This window comes from Psychromonas aquimarina ATCC BAA-1526 (genome assembly GCF_000428725.1).
Taxonomy (GTDB): domain Bacteria; phylum Pseudomonadota; class Gammaproteobacteria; order Enterobacterales; family Psychromonadaceae; genus Psychromonas; species Psychromonas aquimarina.
The window spans coordinates 1-18,853 of record NZ_AUAM01000008.1 but is presented as its reverse complement, the minus strand read 5'-3'; the positions used below and the strand labels follow the sequence as shown (position 1 = coordinate 18,853).

General features: G+C 43.7%; 16 protein-coding genes. 7 read left to right on the top strand and 9 right to left on the bottom strand.

All coding sequences use genetic code 11. From position 1 onward, the window contains the following. Nucleotides 1–6: 6 nt before the first annotated feature. The 4 genes from G337_RS0101200 to G337_RS0101185 all read right to left on the bottom strand — a co-directional run bounded on the left by G337_RS0101200 (nt 7) and on the right by G337_RS0101185 (nt 6,798). Nucleotides 7–2,142, bottom strand: a complete 2,136-nt coding sequence (locus tag G337_RS0101200; protein WP_028862254.1) for a 3-hydroxyacyl-CoA dehydrogenase NAD-binding domain-containing protein — start codon at nt 2,140–2,142, stop codon at nt 7–9. After that, nucleotides 2,142–3,431, bottom strand: coding sequence for a thiolase family protein (locus tag G337_RS0101195; protein ID WP_028862253.1), 1,290 nt, complete (start codon nt 3,429–3,431; stop codon nt 2,142–2,144). Before G337_RS0101195 ends, G337_RS0101200 begins: the two co-directional genes overlap by 1 nt. After that, the gene (locus G337_RS25330) at nt 3,428–5,227 is read right to left on the bottom strand and encodes an AMP-dependent synthetase/ligase (protein WP_169719598.1); all 1,800 of its coding nucleotides are present in this window, start codon (nt 5,225–5,227) and stop codon (nt 3,428–3,430) included. The genes G337_RS0101195 and G337_RS25330 overlap by 4 nt, the downstream gene beginning before the upstream one ends. A gap of 257 nt (nt 5,228–5,484) precedes the next feature. Continuing rightward, on the bottom strand, nt 5,485–6,798 hold the full coding sequence (locus tag G337_RS0101185) for an anaerobic C4-dicarboxylate transporter family protein (RefSeq protein ID WP_028862252.1): 1,314 nt from the start codon (nt 6,796–6,798) through the stop codon (nt 5,485–5,487). Between the two features lie 1,111 nt (nt 6,799–7,909). Between G337_RS0101185 and G337_RS0101180 the strand changes: the two genes are divergently transcribed. Genes G337_RS0101180 through G337_RS0101170 form a run of 3 tightly spaced genes read left to right on the top strand, consistent with a single transcriptional unit; the run spans nt 7,910 to nt 10,363 of the window. After that, nucleotides 7,910–8,737, top strand: a complete 828-nt coding sequence (locus tag G337_RS0101180) for a DUF3100 domain-containing protein (protein ID WP_211235772.1) — start codon at nt 7,910–7,912, stop codon at nt 8,735–8,737. Next, nucleotides 8,730–9,179 (top strand): hypothetical protein, encoded by a 450-nt coding sequence (locus G337_RS0101175; protein ID WP_028862250.1) that lies wholly within the window; start codon nt 8,730–8,732, stop codon nt 9,177–9,179. The genes G337_RS0101180 and G337_RS0101175 overlap by 8 nt, the downstream gene beginning before the upstream one ends. Then, entirely contained in the window at nt 9,179–10,363 is a 1,185-nt protein-coding gene (locus G337_RS0101170; protein ID WP_028862249.1) for a M20 metallopeptidase family protein, read from the top strand. Before G337_RS0101175 ends, G337_RS0101170 begins: the two co-directional genes overlap by 1 nt. A 55-nt stretch (nt 10,364–10,418) precedes the next feature. On the opposite strand, the gene G337_RS0101165 is transcribed toward G337_RS0101170, so the two are convergent. Beyond that, nucleotides 10,419–11,390, bottom strand: coding sequence for a LysR substrate-binding domain-containing protein (locus G337_RS0101165; protein WP_028862248.1), 972 nt, complete (start codon nt 11,388–11,390; stop codon nt 10,419–10,421). A gap of 749 nt (nt 11,391–12,139) precedes the next feature. After that, nucleotides 12,140–13,003 (bottom strand): YicC/YloC family endoribonuclease, encoded by an 864-nt coding sequence (locus tag G337_RS0101160; RefSeq protein ID WP_028862247.1) that lies wholly within the window; start codon nt 13,001–13,003, stop codon nt 12,140–12,142. A gap of 86 nt (nt 13,004–13,089) precedes the next feature. Here G337_RS0101160 and G337_RS0101155 point away from each other — a divergent pair, with 86 nt between their 5' ends. Then, nucleotides 13,090–13,662, top strand: coding sequence for a GTP-binding protein (locus tag G337_RS0101155; RefSeq protein WP_028862246.1), 573 nt, complete (start codon nt 13,090–13,092; stop codon nt 13,660–13,662). Here the strand turns inward: G337_RS0101155 and G337_RS0101150 are convergent. The 3 genes from G337_RS0101150 to G337_RS0101140 form a co-directional block, all read right to left on the bottom strand. Beyond that, the gene (locus G337_RS0101150; protein ID WP_028862245.1) at nt 13,659–14,489 is read right to left on the bottom strand and encodes an HDOD domain-containing protein; all 831 of its coding nucleotides are present in this window, start codon (nt 14,487–14,489) and stop codon (nt 13,659–13,661) included. The two genes, G337_RS0101155 and G337_RS0101150, sit on opposite strands and share 4 nt — an antisense overlap. An 80-nt stretch (nt 14,490–14,569) precedes the next feature. After that, a complete protein-coding gene (locus G337_RS0101145) occupies nt 14,570–15,010 on the bottom strand; it encodes an HIT family protein (RefSeq protein ID WP_028862244.1) in 441 nt (146 codons plus the stop codon). An 11-nt stretch (nt 15,011–15,021) separates the two neighbouring features. Further along, nucleotides 15,022–17,367, bottom strand: coding sequence for a fatty acid cis/trans isomerase (locus G337_RS0101140; RefSeq protein ID WP_028862243.1), 2,346 nt, complete (start codon nt 17,365–17,367; stop codon nt 15,022–15,024). A gap of 128 nt (nt 17,368–17,495) precedes the next feature. Here G337_RS0101140 and G337_RS0101135 point away from each other — a divergent pair, with 128 nt between their 5' ends. From G337_RS0101135 to dapB, 3 genes are all read left to right on the top strand, one after another. Beyond that, a complete protein-coding gene (locus tag G337_RS0101135; RefSeq protein ID WP_028862242.1) occupies nt 17,496–17,714 on the top strand; it encodes a DUF1289 domain-containing protein in 219 nt (72 codons plus the stop codon). Between the two features lie 4 nt (nt 17,715–17,718). Next, nucleotides 17,719–18,048 (top strand): DUF2956 domain-containing protein, encoded by a 330-nt coding sequence (locus G337_RS0101130; RefSeq protein WP_028862241.1) that lies wholly within the window; start codon nt 17,719–17,721, stop codon nt 18,046–18,048. Nucleotides 18,049–18,111: 63 nt separating this feature from the next. Continuing rightward, entirely contained in the window at nt 18,112–18,843 is a 732-nt protein-coding gene (gene dapB, locus G337_RS0101125; RefSeq protein WP_028862240.1) for a 4-hydroxy-tetrahydrodipicolinate reductase, read from the top strand. Nucleotides 18,844–18,853 lie beyond the last annotated feature (10 nt).

Below are 18,853 nucleotides of genomic sequence, written 5' to 3'. Positions count from 1 at the left end.
CTTTTACTACGAATAAAATCCCCGTCCGGCATCCGCTAATTCACGCAGGTATGGACTCACTTGATAACGCGGATCTGCCTGTGCATTAAAGACTTCGCACTTTTTCACAATAGTGTCCAACCCGACAGAATCTGCCCAGCGGCATAACCCTCCCCGCCATGGAGGAAATCCGGTTCCCATTACCATAGCCAGATCTAACTGTCCGGCATCAGCAACTATGCCTTCCTGCAGACAATAAGCAGCTTCATTGACCATAATAATCAGCAGACGGTCTATCATCTCCTGGTGATCATGCTCTTTAGGAGCAGCCCTTGAGGGGGCCTGATAAATCAATGAATTTACTTCACTTTTTTTATTATGATAATGATAAAAACCCGTCCCGCCTTTTTTACCAAGAAGTTTATAATCTTCATAAACTGTTTTTAATAAAGAGCAGACAGCCATACGCTCTCCAAATCCCTGTTCAAGAATCTGCGCAACTTTATAACCGACATCAATACCAACCTCATCGGCAAGCTGAAAAGGTCCCATCGGCATACCAAAATCAGTAACAGCCTGGTCAATACTGTCAACAGCGGCTCCCTCTTCAAGCAGATAAGCAGCCTCGTTCATATAAGGCAGTAAAATCCGGTTAACCAGAAATCCCGGACAGTTGCCGACTACAACGGGTATTTTTCCCCAGCCTTTAACCGTTGCCACCGCCCTGGCAACGATCTCTTCACTGCTTTCCTCCCCGCGGATAATCTCTACCAGAGGCATACGGTTAACCGGATTAAAGAAGTGCATGCCGCAGAAATTCTGCGGTCTTTTTAATACCCCGGCCATTTCAGAAACCGACAGCGCCGAAGTATTGGTACATAATAAAGCAGACTCACAAAGGTATTCTTCAGCTTCTGCAAGCACCTGCTTTTTGACCTCCATATTTTCAACAACGGCTTCTATCACCACATCAGCCCTGGAAAATCCCTGATAATCAATGCCGGCACCAATACGGTTCATCGCTCTGTCAATCTGTTCCTGTTTAATACGGCGACGTTTTTTTAACTGTGCAAAATATCTAGCCGCCTCTGCATACCCCAGAGAAATCGCTTCCCAGCTGATATCTTTCATCCGGACCGATAAACCGCGATGACTCATCAGCCAGGCGATCCCCCCGCCCATTACTCCAGAGCCTAAAACCGCCCCCGATGACGGCGCCGTGATTTCTCCAGTGAAATCTGAACCAGACTCTTTTTTCACCTGTTCATTTAAAAAATACAGACTGATAAGATTTTTGCTGATATCTCCAACGGCAAGTTTTGCAAAAGCCTCTAATTCACGCTCGATACCCTGCTCAAAACTGCACGACTGCGATAAAACATCCAGAGCAGCCAGCGGTGCCGGATACATACCTTTAGTTGTTTTTAAAACATTTTTTGTCGCCTGCTTAATAACAAAAGAGCGCCCGATAGAAGTCTGCAGCAGACGGCTGATCAGATACTGCATTTTTCTTTTCGGTTTTCTGTTTTTTTTCAGTGAAGCGCAGAAAATGCTGTCGCGTAACTGCAGGAAGAAGTTCTGCTGCTCCACTTCTAAAAGCGCGGCCGTTACCACCTTATCCACCAGTTTAATTTTACTGGCTTTCCTGGCATCAACTGTTTTTCCCGGCAGTATTATTTTCAGCGCTTCGGGTAACCCGATTAAGCGCGGCAGTCTTTGTGTACCTCCCCATCCAGGGATAATGCCCAGCTGCACTTCGGGAAGACCAATTTTAGTTTTGGGGTTATCGGTCGCCAGGCGAAAATCACAGGCAAGCGCTAATTCACAGCCGCCTCCTACACAGGCACCGTTGATAACAGCAACCGTCGTCTGCGGCAGATCGGCAATACGTGAAAACATCTGCTGCCCCGCCTGCGCCTTATCTCGTGCGATAGTGACAGTCCGGATCGCCTGCAGCTCTTCAATATCCGCACCGGCAATAAAGATATTGTTTTTCGCACTTTCAAAACTCACTACTTGATAAGAGCGCTCCTGCGCAATATCAGATAACACCTGATCTAGCTCAGCCATCACACTGCTGGAAAGTTTGTTAACTTTCTCTCCGGGAAGATCAAAAATAACCCTTATCAGCCAGTCTTGTTTTTCAACTCGAATAGTTTTCATTATTCAACCTCCAGCGCCAGTGCGGCACCCTGCCCGCCGCCTATACAAAGAGTAGCAAGCCCACGTTGTAAACCTCGACGGCGCAGTTCATGGAGCAAAGTTAAAATCAGCCGCCCGCCCGTTGCACCAACCGGATGACCAAGTGCAATTGCACCTCCGTTGACATTTAACTTTTCTCTGTCGATGGTGCCAAGCGCCTTTTCTCTGCCTAAATACTGCTGAGCAAACAGATCACTGGCAAAGGCGCGTTCGTTAGCAATGACCTGTACCGCAAAAGCCTCATTCAGTTCAATCAGATCAAAGTCACTCATCTGCAGACCGCTCTTGCGCATCAGGCTGGATGCCGCATAAACCGGTCCTAATCCCATGCGTTCCCCTTCAAGTCCTGCGTAGCTATACTCTCTAAGATAACCTAAAGGTTTCAAGCCGCGCTCCTTAGCTTCGGATTCCGCCATCACAGTAAAAGCAACAGCACCGTCGGTTATCGGACAGGCATTACCCACGGTAATGCTTCCGGCAACCCGGTCAAAATAGGGGCGTAACTTAGCCAGTGCTTCAAGCGTCTGTTCCTCGCGAGGGCCGTTATCTTTATGCTGTACAGTTTTATAATGCGGCATCACCGGAACGGGAATAATCTCATCTGCAAGGCGGCCCGCCGACAATGCGGAAAAAGCACGCTGATGACTGAGAAGAGCAAAATCATCCTGCTCCTGTCTGCTGACTGCAAATTCACGGGCAAGCACCTCCGCAGTTTCCCCCATATTCAGTCCGCAGAAGGGATCCGTTAATCCCAGTTCAATACCAATAACCGGTTTTAAGAACCCGGGACGAAAAGTGGAAAGTACCCGCAGCATAGCTAATGGGCTTCTGGCCCCCATTAATTTTACAAATAATCCGGTCATCCTAGGGCCGAAAAGCAGCGGGATCTGCGACATAGATTCAGCCCCGCCCACCACAGCTGTATTTATTTCGCCGGCGAAAATTTTATTGGCCGCTGTGGTCATCGCCTCCATTCCGGAAGCGCAGTTGCGGTTAACCGTAAAAGCCACTGTTTCGCTTGGAAAGCCGCCCTGCAGAGCGATAACCCTGGCGATATTAGCAGCATGTCCCGGCTGGGCAACATTTCCCATTATCACTTCATCAATATCACTATAATTGAGCTCCGAGCGGGCCATCAGCTCACGCACAATCACCCCGCCAAGCAGATCCGCTTTGATATCCTTAAAAACAGTTCCGGCCTTACAAAAAGGGGTTCGATAACCTTCGATTACTGCCAGCCTCTCTTTCATAGTTCCTCCTCTACTTCTAAACCATCCTCATCCTGTACGGCAACTGCATACATAGAGTCAATCAACTCGCCGTAAAGCTCCGCGGTTTTGCCTCGACAAAGCTTCATAGTCGGAGTCAGCAGACCCGACTCAATCGTCGCCTCCTCGGTAATAAAGCGAAAAGCTCTAATTTTTTCCCATTCATTAAGCGGTTCGTTTACCTTATCGATATGCTGCTGCAGTGACTTCATTATGCAGCACTGTGCATCCAGCGGATCGGTGCAGCCGCGCAGCTTCTTACTGCAGTTCATACAGGACTTTAATGCCTGCGGCTCGGCAAAAATAAGTACTCCAACAAATGATTTACCCTCAGCAATAACGGCGGCGGCATCAATCAGCGGATGTTTAATCAAGGCCTGCTCTAACGGAATAGGGCAGACAAATTTGCCCGTAGAGGTTTTAAACATTTCAGTCAGGCGCCCGGTTATCTTCAGATTGCCCTGACCGTCAAATTCTCCCCGGTCTCCTGTGTGAAACCAGCCCTGCTCATCAAAACGCTCCGCCGTTTTGTCAGCAAGTTTATGATACCCCTGCATAACATTAGGACCTTTACAGCAGATCTCTTTGTCGGCGCCGCGAATATCCACCTCTACCCCGGGAAAGGCCGGACCGACAGTACCGGGAACATTATGTCCAGGATAATTAGCTGTTAACACCGGAGAGGTTTCCGTCAGGCCATATCCCTGATAAACCGGAATACCGGCATTAATAAAAAAGCGGCAGAGCAGCTCATCAAGCGGTGCTCCCCCCACTATCACAGCAGTCAACTCCCCCCCAAGACCAGCACGAATTTTCTTAAAAAACAGCGCATCAGCAAGCACCTTACTGATACCATGCGGGCAGTCCTCATGAGCGACCCGCCACCCCCATTCGCCGATCATTTTTGTCAGTGCATTTGAGGTGCCGATTTTCTCCTGCAGTCTGGCAAACAACTTTTCCAGAATACGCGGCACCATAGTCATCACAGTCGGTTTTACCTGCGGCAGGTACTCTTTGAGTTTCTGCACATCATCTGCAAAATAAACGGGGATGCCCTGACAGAAGTAGGTATATACCACAATACGTTCAAAACAATGGGCAAGAGGAAGCGCACTTAAAGCACGATCCTTACCGGGATCCAGCGGGTAACGTTCAACTGCACCGATAATCTGGCTGCAGATATTACGATGAGTAAGAATAACGCCTTTCGGATCTCCAGTACTGCCGGAGGTATAAATAATCGTAGCAGGATCAGAAAAGTTAACTTCATCAAGCAGACGTGTGTATAACTCCGGGTCGGTGAGGGAAAGCTGATCACCTTTTTTAAGCACCTCATTAAAGGTGATGCTGTTTTTGTGGTTTTGCTCTACATCACGCAGAACAACTGCTTTTAAAGACGAGCAACCCTCTTTAGCTGTTTCCCACAATAACGGCTCATCAATATATGCAAAGCGGGCGTCGGAATCTTTAAGCTGGTATAACAGATTTTTTTTACTGATTTTCGGGAATACTGCTGTACTGATTCCGCCGGCAGCCATAACGGCAATATCAACCATCAGCCACCAGGGGCTTGACGGAGCAATTACTGCGACCACATCTCCGCGCTTTAAGCCAAGCGCACGAAGACCTAAAGCTAGACGCCGGATTGTTTCTAAAAAATACTCTGAAGAAACGGGTTCAAAGCCGTCTGCCCTCCTATAGAAAAATGCGCCGCTGCGGCGAAAAGTGGTAAAACACTGCTGCACTGCCGAGGGTAAGTCTGAATCTTCGCTGATCATTAAAGTACTCTCCCCAAAAATTTTCCACATATAAGAGTATAGGGCTGCTTTGCTATTGGGCAAATTTACAAGGGCTTATAAGTTGTTAAAAGTTATAAATAAATCGCGTTTCAGAAAACAACAGCGAATAACCAGAAAGAGAGGGAGGCGGTCTGAAATCAGGCAGTAATTTCTTTGTGTAAAAGCAGGTAAAAAAACAAAGCCCCGTTATTAAATCAATAACAGGGCTTGATTGTACTTTGCAGACAGGCTGTTATTTACAGCACCATACCCGCAAACAGGAAGCCGTAAGCAATACTGAAAACCATGCTTAGCAGGCCGGGAGCCATAAAACTGTGATTGAAAATATATTTGCCTATTTTAGTTGTTCCGGTCTGATCAAAATCGATCGACGCAATAATCGGCCCGTAGTTAGGAATAAAGAAATAGCCGTTAACCGCAACAAAAGTCGCGATAATAACCAGAGGCGGTAAACCCAGAGCAATAGAAACAGGAACCAGTACTGCAGTTGTTGCACCTTGACTGTTAACCATAACTGACAGTGCGAACATAGCAAAAGCAATCGTCCACGGCGCAACTTCAACTAATCCCGATACCACCTCTTTAACCATTTCACCATGACCGCCGATTAACGTATCCCCCAGCCAGGCAATACCAAAAATTGCCACTACAGCACGTGTCCCTGCATGGAAAACCGAGCCCTGAGTAACAGCATTACCATCCGGCTTACAAACCAGAATAATCACTGCGGCTACTGACAACATAACTATTTCAATAGTGTGTGCCATGCCCATGGCAGCGCCGTCAAACTGCGGACGAAGCGACGGAAATGCGCCCATAATCACCACTGCAAATGCACCAAATAAAAACAATCCAACAGCTTTTCCAGCACCAGGTTTAATTGCTATCTCCTCATGATCCACATCCATTTCCATTTCTCTACGGAATTCAGGATCCTGCAGGCGGCGCTGGTATTCCGGATCATCCTTAAGTTCTTTACCTAATTTATTAACAATAATACAGGCACAGGCTAAACCGAGAAAAGTAGAGGGAATGGTTACTAATAAGACATCTGCCAGAGTAATACCCTGCGGCTCTAAAAATGCAACTAAAGCAACAACAGCGGCTGCAATAGGACTAGCAACAATCGCAAACTGTGAGGCAATAACTGCCATGCCCAGCGGACGCTCTGGACGGATGCCGCTGCGGCGGCTCACTTCAGCAATAACCGGAAGCACCGAATAGGCCACATGTCCGGTTCCCGCAAGCATGGTAAATATATAAGTAACAAGAGGTGCGATAAAGGTAACCTGTTTCGGGTTTTTGCGCAGAATATTAGAAGCAATTTTAATTAACAGCTCAAGGCCTCCGGCGGCCTGCATGGATGCAGCGGCGGCAACCACAGCTAAAATCATTAACATCACGTCAATCGGCGGACTAGTCGGATGCATTCCAAAAACAAAACTTAATATCGCGAGACCGACCCCGCCCATAACACCAAGACCAATTCCCCCTATTCGTGCGCCTACCAAAATACAGACCAGAACAACCGACAGCTCAATAATGAACATACTAACCCCTTTTTTACTACATAAAACTATAAAGTGAACACTCGAGTACAGGCCTGCAGTTCCACAGACCCAAATGGTTAACATTTACTCAAATAGAGGCACAGCTAGATTGTTCAGCTACAATCCATCTCAATTCAAATAACGGCAACCAGTGGATTGTATCGGATAGTTTGAGAAAAATTTCAGCTGCAGATCAAATAAAATAATGCGCAGACAGTTAAACTTTGACAAATGATAAGCCGATGATTTTAAAGGGAGCACTAGCAGACAAAAACGACAGCTATACAGTGCTGAAAACAAAAAAATCCTGCCATAACAGGCTGTTTTAGCAGCTTTACAAAATTAACATCAGTGTGTTTATCAAGCTTAAATTAACCAGGGACTTTTCTCTCGCTGTTTACTGCCGCTTTTTCGCTAGTAGACTGCTTTTATTTATTGCTTTTAACAGACCAGAGTCATCCATTAAAGAAACGATTAACCCTCACATCCAAGCACTATCAAACTTTTTTATTTAACGCACTTTACTTAGATAAGAATAAACAGGCACCTTTCAGTGATGGGTATCACATATACTCAGTGATAATAAAACACCTCCAGAAATACAGATGATTTATTTATTTGCTAATAGGTTGATGATAAGGAAGCTCTGCTGCTTTTCCATAATAATCTAGGATGTACCTCTATAAGGGTAAGAAAATCACTGCATAAGCAAAGTTATCAGGCTGCTGAAAATAATTGTCATTATGGGCCTCAGAAACAGTCAATACGATGCAGTGGAAACTGCTCCATTATTAAACTTAGTTGCTACGGTTATTACGGGCAAGTAAGCCGGGTGCACTCAGCATAAAACATTAATAAGAAACAGCACTCGATATGCTCGTTAGTTAAGCGCTTATAAAATGACAGTAAACAGACTCTCTTTGTCATCGCCGCCGCAGCAAACTCTCATTACTTTGCCTAGGCTGTTTATTAAGGCTTCATATTATTTTGACCGCTTTGACCGTTTGAAATAAGTTATAACTTTTGGGTATATTGGGAGTTGACTTAGATCATAATTGCATTTTTTCACCTCGATAAGATCCTCCTAAATTAATAGATGAGGTGTAATGTTGTGGGTGATATTAAGGGCTTAAAGCCCGTTATAAAGACGACGATTATTGTTGCGGTTGTGATTTTTGTTGCGCAGTTTGTAATTGGTCAGCAGGTAATCTCCATTGGCTCGGTTTCCATACCTATTCTGCCGATGTTATTTGCCGTTATGATAGGTATGTTTATTTCGTTGGCTGTTGTTAGAAAAAAAATAGCTGTTTGGGGCAAGATCTTTACACAAAAAGAAGAATCATTTGCATCAAAAATGGTTGGTTTTTCTTTGTTAATTCTTGGTACTCAATATGCGGGAATGATTATTCCTAATATTGATAATATTATGAAAGCAGGTGTTCCTCTTTTATTTCAAGAACTGGGTAATTTATTACCTATTGTAATCGCAATACCTTTGGCTATTAAGTTTGGTTTAGGGCGTGAAGCTATTGGTGCTTGTTCGTCTATCAGCCGCGAACCTTCGATAGCAGTGATTCAGGGAAAATATGGTACGGGTACTCCGGAATATATCGGTGTATTAGCTATTTATCTTTGTGGTTCAGTGATTGGTACTCTGTGGTTTAGTGTTCTGGGCAGTCTGGGGGGGTTAACAGGCCTGCATCCATTTGCGCTGGCTGCTGGCAGCGGTGTTGGCAGCGGCTCTATGCTGAGTGCCGCTTCTGGTGCTTTAGTTAGTACATTGAGTCCAGAAATGGCAGGCCAGGCTTTAAGTATTGCAGCAGCTTCAAATTTACTTTCATCAGTAGTTGGTGCCTTGTCTTTAACGTTTATCGGCATACCTTTGGCTGAATTTATGTATAAAGTGTGCAATAAGAAGAAGGAGCTAGTAAATGCTTAAGTCTATTGATGATATGAAGTTTGTGTTTCTTGCTTTATTCCTGGCAATTTTTACTCAAACAGTAACCGATGGAACCCCCTTATTTAGTATGTGGGACAGCTTTATCGCTATGTCTATTATTGTGTTTTTGTCACTAGTCGCAAAGCATTATCTAGACTCTCCATTACCTACTTTTGCTTATGCAACAATAATCGGTATTGTTATCTGTCTGCCGGATACAATAGTTAGAATATTTGTACTTGATTCGATTGGTAAAGTCGGCTTCCTTTCATGCTGTGTTCCTCTTTTAGCTTTTGCCGGCTTATCGGTCGGCGGCAGAATGGAAGAGCTTAAAAAGTTATCCTGGAAAATTATTGTCTTGTTTTTAGTCGTATCGACCAGCTGTTTCTTTGGTGCTTCGCTTATCGCCCAGATCGGTTTTTCAATGAAAGGAATTATTTAATGCTAAGTCAATTTGAATTAAATGAAAACCTGTTAAAGCTTCAAGAGTTTAGTGTTAATACTCGTCGTGATCTTCATAAAATTCCGGAACTTTCAGGTGAAGAAATAGAAACATCAAAGTACTGCCGAACCTTAATGACTGAGTTTGGTTACACATTATGTACTTACGATGGTTACACTGGTTTTACTGCTGATCTGATTGTTGATCCGTCATTAACTACTATTGCTTTCCGTGCAGATATGGACGCATTGGAAATGGATGATCTTACCAACGATGAAAACAGCTCCCGGAATGAGGGCCGTGCACATAACTGCGGTCACGATACTCATATGGCAATTGCGTTGACTGCAGCTAATTACCTGTCGAAAAACACCGCTGAATTACGTCACAACGTGCGCTTTATCTTCCAGATGGCGGAAGAAGATATGCGTGTTGATGGTGCCAGTAAAATGGTCGAACTGGGTTGTATGGAGGGGGTATCTGAAGTTTACGCACTTCATAACGATGCGGCACAAGAGTGCGGTACTGTTTTGGTAAACAACGGCATTATGTCCTCATACGGTTATGCATGGACCCTCGACATTGAGGGTAAATCTGCACACGGTTCGACACCGCATAAGGGCCTTGATGCGATTCGTGAAGGTGCGCGGATTATTGAAGATATGGACTATATTGTTGCTAAACAGACCAATCCATTCTCTCCTGCAGTATTTGTATGCGGTATGTTTAACGGCGGCTCAGTAGCAAATTCGGTTGCCGCTAATGTACAGGCACGCGGCACCATTCGTTCTATGGATGAAGAAACAAACCGCATTTTACAGGATAGTTTTAAGTCAATAGTGACTCAAAGCGAGTTACGCGGCTATAAGACCAGCATCAGTCACTGCGGCTACCCGGCAGTGATCAATAGTTCGTTTGCTTATGATCGTGTTGTTCAGGCAGCCGGGGAAACGGTACCTTCCAGCCTTATTGATGAGAATTGTACACCGATGACCGGCAGTGAAGACTTCAGCTTAATGGTTAATGCCGCGCCCAACCAGTGTGGCGCGATGTTCTTTTTAGGCTCTGGGAATAAGAACAAGGGAATTTGTAATTACCTTCATTCTAACCCGTATTTTGTTGATGAAGACTTCTTAATGATAGGGGCTCAGATTTTTATTAACCTGGCAGTCAGCAAAAAGTAGTTCCTTTACATTAATCATCTTTAACAAGCATCAGTCAGTTGACTGATGCTTGTTTTTAATAATTTGGAAGATCAAAGCTTTGAGACATTTTCACTATCTCCTTGGTGGTTAAACTTGAGATACTTTCCATCACTTCTCTTGTGAGGTGGGGTGCAAAGTGCTCTATAAAGTCATACATGTATTTTTGTAAGAACACATTTCTGCTGTAGCAGATCCATGCATAACTGGACGGGATAAGGTTTTCAATGGAAATAGCTACAACATCCTGATCACAAATATTGTCAGCAGCAACCTTAGCTATAATTCCAACTCCAAGTCCCATGCTCACATACTGTTTTATCACGTTAATATCCATCGCTGTCATAAAGTATGTAGGTGTAATACCTTTTTCTGCGAAAGCTTTATCTTGAGCTACGCGCCCGGTTGATCCGCTCTCGTAACTAATAAGGTTGTATTCGCTTATTTTCTCAAGGGTAATATCCTTTTCATCTTTAAGCGGATGATCTGCCGGAATGATTAAGCTTAAAGACCATTTGTAAGCTGGTAATATAATCATATCAGTATCTAATTCAACTTCTTGAGCCACGATAGAAAAATCTGACTGTCCTTTTTTAAGAACAGCTCCTTTTTCATCCGGGTGAGCAGATCCGATATGAAAGCTTATATTGGGATGCTTTTTCACGAAGTGGTCAACAGTGGCTGGCAGTAAAAAACGGGCGATGCTGTTGGTAGTGTAGATATTGAGGCACCCTTCTTCGGGGTTTAGAAAGTCACGGGCCATCGCATGCATATTTTCTTGAATTTCAAGTATTTTAAACGCTTCGTTAATGAGCTTTTGTCCGATAGGTGTTATTGAGTGCAGGTTTTTACCTTTGCGCTCAAAGATTTTTAAACCAAGTTCAGATTCTAGGAGGCCAATCTGCTTACTAACACCGGGTTGAGCAGTAAACAGGCTTTTTGAAGCGGATGATATATTGAGATTGTTGTTTACAATTGCTTTCAGGTATTTTAATTGTTGCAGTTTCATGCTGAGCACCCTTCCCTACGATGTATTTTGAGTTACATATTGACTAACCGGTTGAGATATATCCCTTTGATCACATAACGTTATAAAATTTGTACACTTGTGTTTAGCTTGAGACTTTTATTTCGGACTATTTTTACCATAGTGTCTCTATCTGCATAAAGCTTACCTGTAAGTTTTTGCCCGGATTTAGTATTAATTCCTACCTGTATAATTAATCAATAAAGCTTGAAACCATAAAAACAAGCCTAAGGAGGTTAAAATAAGATCAGTCAATATACAATATTAATGTAAGCATAAGCAGGATATAAAATAGAAAATAATACACAGCTTGACAGATAATTCATTATTACCTCATCTGGCAGTATAAGTTAAAGCTGGTGCGGCGGCATTTTTGATAATGTTTGAAGGCTGTTTAAAAGCAGTAATTACACAGAATTATCTGCAGCGTCAGTTCGCTATACTTGGCTAATATCATCTTTTTATGTTTGTTATTGGAAGTGAACCTTATCATCCAATATGTTTATCAGATTTGGGACGACAAAATACAAGCCGTCACCATCTGCGAATACTCCTGCTTTGCCCGTTACTTTAGCTTCTACTTATTCTACAGCTAGCTTGCCGTTAGTGCGCTCACTCCCGTTAAACAGCGGGTGACAGTTACCCGCCATATAAACACGGAGCACGACAGCAAGAAAACACAAACACAGTAAAATCAAGGCATAAGAAGCAGTAAAAAACCTATAGGAACACTATTCTATGTTCTGAACCTGCTCGCGCATCTGTTCGATTAAAACCTTACATTCAACAGCAGCGGCTGTAACATCAGTATTAATTGCTTTTGAGCCGAGGGTGTTCGCTTCACGGTTAAATTCCTGCATCATGAAATCTAAACGGCGTCCAACTGCTCCGCCTTTTTTCAATACATTGATACTTTCACCAATATGCGAATCTAAACGGTCTAACTCTTCGGCAACGTCTGATTTCTGCGCCAGCAGAACTAACTCCTGCTCAACGCGAGTGCTGTCTAAATCAACTTTAGCATCGTCGAATTTTTTAAGGATACGCGCTTTCTGCCAGGCATGTACTTCCGGCATAAATGAACGAACTTTTTTGGCCTGTTCAGCGATTCCTGCTAAACGTTTTTCGATAAATACAGCAAGGTTAGCGCCTTCAGCAGCTCGAGACTCAACAAACTCATTCAGCGTTTCTTCAAAACCAGTCATCAGCTCAAGGGTAATTGCATCAAGATCCTGCTCCGGAGCCTGCATCACGCCGGGCCACTTCAAAATATCAAGCGGATTTAGTGTACCGCTGCCGGCTTTTTCAATCACCCATTGTGCATTCTGAATAAGCTGAGCAGCAAAATCCTGATTCATGCATAATGCACTTTCATCCGCGCCGCCGGCTTCAAAACGTAAGCTGCATTCAACTTTGCCGCGCTGTAAGCGTTTGCGAAACGCTTCTTTTAATTTAACTTCTAAACCACGAAATTGTTCAGGAAGGCGAAAATAGGTTTCTAAATAACGTTGGTTTACTGAACGGATTTCCCAGACTGCAGTCCCCCAATCACCTTTGAATTGCTTACGTGCAAATGCCGTCATGCTGTAAATCATAATCACCTCTCTTATTTTGAAAGCGCAGTATAACTGAGATATGGTGAAATATGCTACGATGGACAGCCATTACGGAGTATATTTTCATGAAAACCTCAATTGCATGTCATATTATTGCTGGATTTTTAGGTTCAGGTAAAAGTTCCTTTATAAAACAGCTGATTTCCTATAAACCCTGCCATGAAAAATGGGCTGTTCTGGTTAATGAATCGGGAAGCAGTCAATATGAAAAAGATCTCTGCAGCCATAATCAGGTTTTTATTAAAGAGGTTTACGGCGGGTGTTTATGCTGCAGTGCCGGTATGCCGTTTCGGGTTGCCTTAAATAACTTAATTAAAGAAGTTAACCCGGATCGGATTTTTATTGAGCCGGCCGGTGCTGGACATCTGGAAAATATTCAACATCTCTTACAAAGTCAGTTTTACCTGCCGGTGTTAACCTTAACCCCCTGCATCTGCCTGTTATCCTATAAACAGCTTAAAGATCAGAAATATGCCCAGAATGAAAGTTATCTGTCCCTGATCAGACAAGCTGATAAATTATGCATTAAAGCAGATCAGGATGAATTTCCGGCAAAAGAAATGGCCCGCAAATATGCGAAGCCGCTTTATCTGTTAAAAGGTAATGCTGACGATTTAGACTTTATTAAACAAAGTTAATGCGACATTAAACGGCCAAGCTCCTCTCCCGCTTCAATCATGCCGTCAAATTCATCGACCAGCCCGTCTTTATTCAGATTGAGATAATCCGTTAATGTCGGCGGGAAACGTGCCACTATCATTTCCGGCGGCAGGTTTGCCCCCCATGCAAAACTGGCGAATACCGATAGACGAATTAAGATCGCTTCTTTAGAAGGAGTTTCGTAAGAAAGCGGATCCAGCTGCTGTTCTATTGCATCGCAGAATACCGCAGAAAAATTCCAGTGTTTAGCCAGTTCCGCACCTACTTGACTGTAATCAAAACCAAATATTTCACGCTGAGCAGAAAGGCGCGGTTCACCGGTTTCAATCGCCATGGCAACTAATGAGCACTCTTCCGGCTTTAAAATCTGCAGTAATAATTCACCAATATTATGCATCATGGCGCAGGTAAAGGCGGTTTCCTGGTTAAGATTGGTATGCTTAGCCAGCGATTTAGCAATACTTGCAGTAGTAAAGGTATCCTTCCAGAACTTGTCTTTATCAAACCCCGGAGTTTCGGGAAAAACGTTTGACAATGAAGTAGCCACAACAATGCGGCGAACCTGATTGAAACCTAAACGAATCACTGCCCGTTCAATCGATTCAACCTCTTTGCCGCGCCGATAAGCGACAGAATTCGCCATGCGGATCACTTTCGCACTAATCGACTGGTCCATGCCTATTTTTTTAGCTATATCTTCAACGCGGGCGTCTTCGTCCGAAAAGCTTTCCATGAGTTCCAGTAATAAAATGGGTAAAACAGGCAGCTGTTTTACTTCACTGAAAAGCTGTGAAAAATTAAGCATTTGATGCTTCCTTTAATCTTTGCTGTGTAAACTACCAAATTAAGCCGAATCAACAATTAAATCAATCATAGAAGAAAGCTTTATTGAGGAGACGCAAACTGTAAGTCATTAATATTTTTATCTTCGCAGAACTGTTTTAATTTTGCCTGAATTTTAAACACATCAGCAATATTATAGCTCTGCTTAAAATCTGTTCCCCAGACAACACCCGGCCAGCAGGGATCTGATTCGCTGCGGGCAATAATATGTACATGCATCTGCTTAACAATATTACCAATACAGGCGACATTCAGTTTAGCGCACTCAAAATTATTATTAACAAATTCACTAATTAAATTTATTTCCGCCTGCAGCTGAGTCTGTTCCTGACCGCTTAGCTGGTACAATTCCTGATGCTGTGTTTTCGGCACAATGATCATCCACGGAAAATGGCTGTTGTTAAGTAATAACCATAAGCTGCCGGCGCTTTCAGCCAGTTTAAAACAGTCGTTATGCAGACGCGGGTCCAGTTGAAATGTCATATTTTTCCTTATTAACGATTTTCTAATCGGTTATAGTCAAACAAGCCGTAACTTATCGGATCTGCCTGGAAATGGAGCTGATGAAGTTTATCACTTATCTGCCAGAACTCCGGGTTAGTGCGGCGTACTGAAAAGCGTGACAACAGCTCAGTAAAGCGTGCACTGCTCTTAGCTGCCGTAAGCTGGTTAATAAAAGTCAGCTTATCTCTTTCATGCACCCGAAAGATCAGACTTGGATAATTGCCTATCAAGCCCTTATATATACCAGCTGTATCTAATAAAGGTAAGCGGTTAGCTTTTTCATTAAGTAAACTTGATACATTTTTATGAGCATTATGACGTAATAAAGTATAAAGGCGATCTTTACCTTTTTCTGACTCGATCAGAATAAAGCTCATTTCCGGCAGTTCCCTGACAACGCGGTTATCCAAAGCATTTAAACGTTTAAGAGAGAGATCCTGCAGAGGGATCATATATTTAAAGTTATTGTCTATTTTCTGCTGAGAGTTATAAACATAATTTTTCAGCAGGCTCAGAAGCTCCTCTTTTACAAAAGGCGTCTGGTAAGAAATTCCCGTAGGACGAGAATAAAGCAGACTCTGATCTTCCAGATAATTAGCCAGCTCACTGGTTGAATCTAAGTACCAGCTTGCCATCTCATGCGGGCGGCTTTCATTAGGCAGGAAAGAGATAAAATTCATCTCGCTTTCAATACGCAGAAAGTCCATATACAAGCGAGTTGTCAGCTGATGACCGATATTGCCGAACACATCATAACCGGCAACCAGTAAATAATGGATCCGCTCTAATACCGGATAGTCAATAATCCATGCTGTTTTAGGCTGCTTACCGACACTGCCTTTAACAACACTGGCGCTGTCAAAATGGCGGAAGACTGTCAGCGCCGAATTCTCATTGCCCGACCAGATATCTGTCAGCTGTAAACCAGACTGCAGATCCATATTCTCCTCGATAAACTTACTTTTTGCCTTAATATAGCGGGTCTGGCCGGCGGCATAACCTAACCAGTCGCGAACAGAGAGTGTTTCACTGCTGGTTTCTGAAGGCAGGCGTAAATTATCAGCCTGCTGAAGTATAAACTGATCCGCTGTAACACGAGTTTCCAGCTCTGGATTAACAAAAAACACCCAGAAATTATCATTAATAACATTCAGCGCAATACTTCCCCGGCAGACCGGCCCTTTAATAAAACCACTGATAGTAAAAAATGCTTCATCGAGCATAAAGCTGTAACGTGAATAACTTGGAATCGCCTGAAAGACTACAAAGGGACTCGCGCTTCGATAATCGGGTAAAACCTCTACCTCAAAATCATTCTTATAAAAGAGCTCATCCCAGCGTTTCTCGCGTTTACTGTTAAGTGCATAGGGCATGTGGGTTTTGGATAAAACCGTGCCCGGATCCAGCCTTAGACGATAATAAACATTATCTGTTTCAGGGGCATCATAGGGTCGGCGCGTGGCTATCTCCTGAATCGGAAAACCCGGTGCTGTTGATGAACGCACTAAACGGAAAAACAGCGGCTTCAGTCCTTCTTCAACTGTTATTTCATCAAAATACAGATGCGCCAGAAACAGATGCTCATAAATATAACGGCTGGATAACTGCGCTTTTAATGAATTATCATTAAGCTTACTTTCCCACTTTGTCACTGCATGCTGCACTGCGGCAGATAACGCAGGCGGCTGCGACATCGGTGCCCCTTGACCAACCCAGGTTTCAAGTACTTTAAACTCTTCTTTACTCAGATTCGGCAGGCCGTAGGGCATGCCTGCCAGCGGATAATCTTCCTGATATTCATCCAGCGTATCCAGTGTCGGACATTGTTCGACTCGGTTCAGATGGTAATTAAACTCTTCCGGGAGGCGCCCTGCTTCGGGCTGCTTGTGTTTGTTTTTCTGTACAAGTAACTGATACAGAACGCTGCCCTGCAGATTAGCAAGCAGTGTCTGATCGCGTTCATTTAAAACCGCAGAGAAACCTTTTTCACGCCATTGTTCACTGCTGGATGCATCAATAAACAGGCGTGTCGGATCCGCGGCCAGAATTCGCCCGGAATTATAAACCTTAGCCTTTGACGCACCGCGGTCAATCCCTTCAGCAGAGGATAGTTTTAGCTGGCAGGGGGCGTCATAACAGCCGTGACAAACCACGCAGCGCTTTTCAATAACAGGCTGCACCTGCTGTTCAAACTGCACAGCAAGCGGATGGTCAACGGGCAGTAACCGGTCACGGGTCTGCGGACTTCCATAATCCTGATTTAGCTGTTCACTAGCATCTGAACACGCCATTAATATTAAACAGCAGATGCTGATAAAAAGACCTTTAAAACTCATGATTACATTCTCTAAAATTGCTAGACTAACTTGCTAAATGATATACAACTTTTAATCACTAATCAGCTGCTTAGGTTTGATAACTAAACACTCCTGTCTACAGGAGTAAATAACGTAAGGATTTTCCTATGAAATTTAGTCCATGTACGAGCCAATGTACAAGCGACGGCGACTTTTGCCGGGGGTGCGGGCGCAGCCATAATGAAATTAGAGAGACTTCGGCACTATGGGCTAAAGTGGCGGCGCATATGTTTGAATATGGATACGATGATCCTGAAAATTTTTTAGAAACCCTTAATAACAAATCATTAAGACGATTAACTGTCCTTCAGGAAAACAGGCGCTGATAAAATGGCTAAAAACAAAAAAAACGAGATTTCAGCAGAAACTCAGGATGAAGCGCTGGCAATTGCCAAAAAAACACAAAAACCGGGGCAGACTAAAGAGCAGACACGCTTAATTGCTCAGGGTATTCAGAAAGGCATTGCCGAATACAAAAAAACAGCCAAAGAAAAACTCCGCCAGGCTGACAAGGCGAATAAAAAGAAAAAAAGACAACAACAGCAGCAGGTAACAGAAGTCGAGATAGAGACAACAGAAGAAAAAAACAGTAAGTTACCCTGGGTTTTATTAGCGCTAAGCTGGGCTGCTTTCGGCATTTATTTTTTATCTCAAATATAATAAGCCGATAAATACACAAACTGATAGAGTTAATGTCATTGCCGTAAAACATAAGGAATAAACATGGTTAAAGTTATCGTAAATGGTGCCAGAGGACGTATGGGCAGCGAAGCCGTTAATGCAGTTAATAACGATCCTGAACTGCATCTAGCTGGTCAATGTGATTTTGGTGATGACCTGGCGGCGCTGATTAAAGAGACCGGCGCACAGGTGGTTGTGGATTTAACCGCTGCTTCTGCAGGTTTTACTAATACGCAGATTATCCTCAATGCCGGCGCCTGCCCTGTTGTCGGCACCAGTGGTTTTCAAATTGAACAGGTAAATGAACTGCAGGCATTAGCAGCTGAAAAACAGCTCGGAGGTCTGATCGCACCAAACTTCTCGCTGGGTGCAGTATTAATGATGAAGTTTGCAGCCCAGGCGGCTAAATACCTTCCAGATGTAGAAGTTATTGAAGCACACAGCCCGCAGAAGGAAGAAAGTCCGTCAGGTACAGGTATCCGCACTGCGGAATTAATTGCCCAGGCGCGCACTAAGGCAGCCGTAAAATGCAGCGATAAGGAGCTGATAGAAGGCGCCCGTGGTGCTGAACTGCACGGTGTGAAATTACATTCAGTACGTTTACCGGGCATAGTTGCACAGCAGACTGTATTTTTCGGCGGATTAAGCGAAACACTGAAGATAGAGCATAATTCGCAGCATAGAGAGTCATTTATGCCGGGTATCTGCTTAGCCTGCAAAGAAGTAGTGAAACGCAATGAACTGGTTTACGGCCTGGAACACCTGATGGATTAATAAATCCATT

What these genes read in the sequence shown, in the direction of transcription:
- G337_RS0101200 (WP_028862254.1), bottom strand. Translation starts at nt 2,142, where the DNA reads ATGAAAACTATTCGAGTTGAAAAACAAGACTGGCTGATAAGGGTTATT.
- G337_RS0101195 (WP_028862253.1), bottom strand. Translation starts at nt 3,431, where the DNA reads ATGAAAGAGAGGCTGGCAGTAATCGAAGGTTATCGAACCCCTTTTTGT.
- G337_RS25330 (WP_169719598.1), bottom strand. Translation starts at nt 5,227, where the DNA reads ATGATCAGCGAAGATTCAGACTTACCCTCGGCAGTGCAGCAGTGTTTT.
- G337_RS0101185 (WP_028862252.1), bottom strand. Translation starts at nt 6,798, where the DNA reads ATGTTCATTATTGAGCTGTCGGTTGTTCTGGTCTGTATTTTGGTAGGC.
- G337_RS0101175 (WP_028862250.1), top strand. Translation starts at nt 8,730, where the DNA reads ATGCTTAAGTCTATTGATGATATGAAGTTTGTGTTTCTTGCTTTATTC.
- G337_RS0101170 (WP_028862249.1), top strand. Translation starts at nt 9,179, where the DNA reads ATGCTAAGTCAATTTGAATTAAATGAAAACCTGTTAAAGCTTCAAGAG.
- G337_RS0101165 (WP_028862248.1), bottom strand. Translation starts at nt 11,390, where the DNA reads ATGAAACTGCAACAATTAAAATACCTGAAAGCAATTGTAAACAACAAT.
- G337_RS0101160 (WP_028862247.1), bottom strand. Translation starts at nt 13,003, where the DNA reads ATGATTTACAGCATGACGGCATTTGCACGTAAGCAATTCAAAGGTGAT.
- G337_RS0101155 (WP_028862246.1), top strand. Translation starts at nt 13,090, where the DNA reads ATGAAAACCTCAATTGCATGTCATATTATTGCTGGATTTTTAGGTTCA.
- G337_RS0101150 (WP_028862245.1), bottom strand. Translation starts at nt 14,489, where the DNA reads ATGCTTAATTTTTCACAGCTTTTCAGTGAAGTAAAACAGCTGCCTGTT.
- G337_RS0101145 (WP_028862244.1), bottom strand. Translation starts at nt 15,010, where the DNA reads ATGACATTTCAACTGGACCCGCGTCTGCATAACGACTGTTTTAAACTG.
- G337_RS0101140 (WP_028862243.1), bottom strand. Translation starts at nt 17,367, where the DNA reads ATGAGTTTTAAAGGTCTTTTTATCAGCATCTGCTGTTTAATATTAATG.
- G337_RS0101135 (WP_028862242.1), top strand. Translation starts at nt 17,496, where the DNA reads ATGAAATTTAGTCCATGTACGAGCCAATGTACAAGCGACGGCGACTTT.
- G337_RS0101130 (WP_028862241.1), top strand. Translation starts at nt 17,719, where the DNA reads ATGGCTAAAAACAAAAAAAACGAGATTTCAGCAGAAACTCAGGATGAA.
- dapB (WP_028862240.1), top strand. Translation starts at nt 18,112, where the DNA reads ATGGTTAAAGTTATCGTAAATGGTGCCAGAGGACGTATGGGCAGCGAA.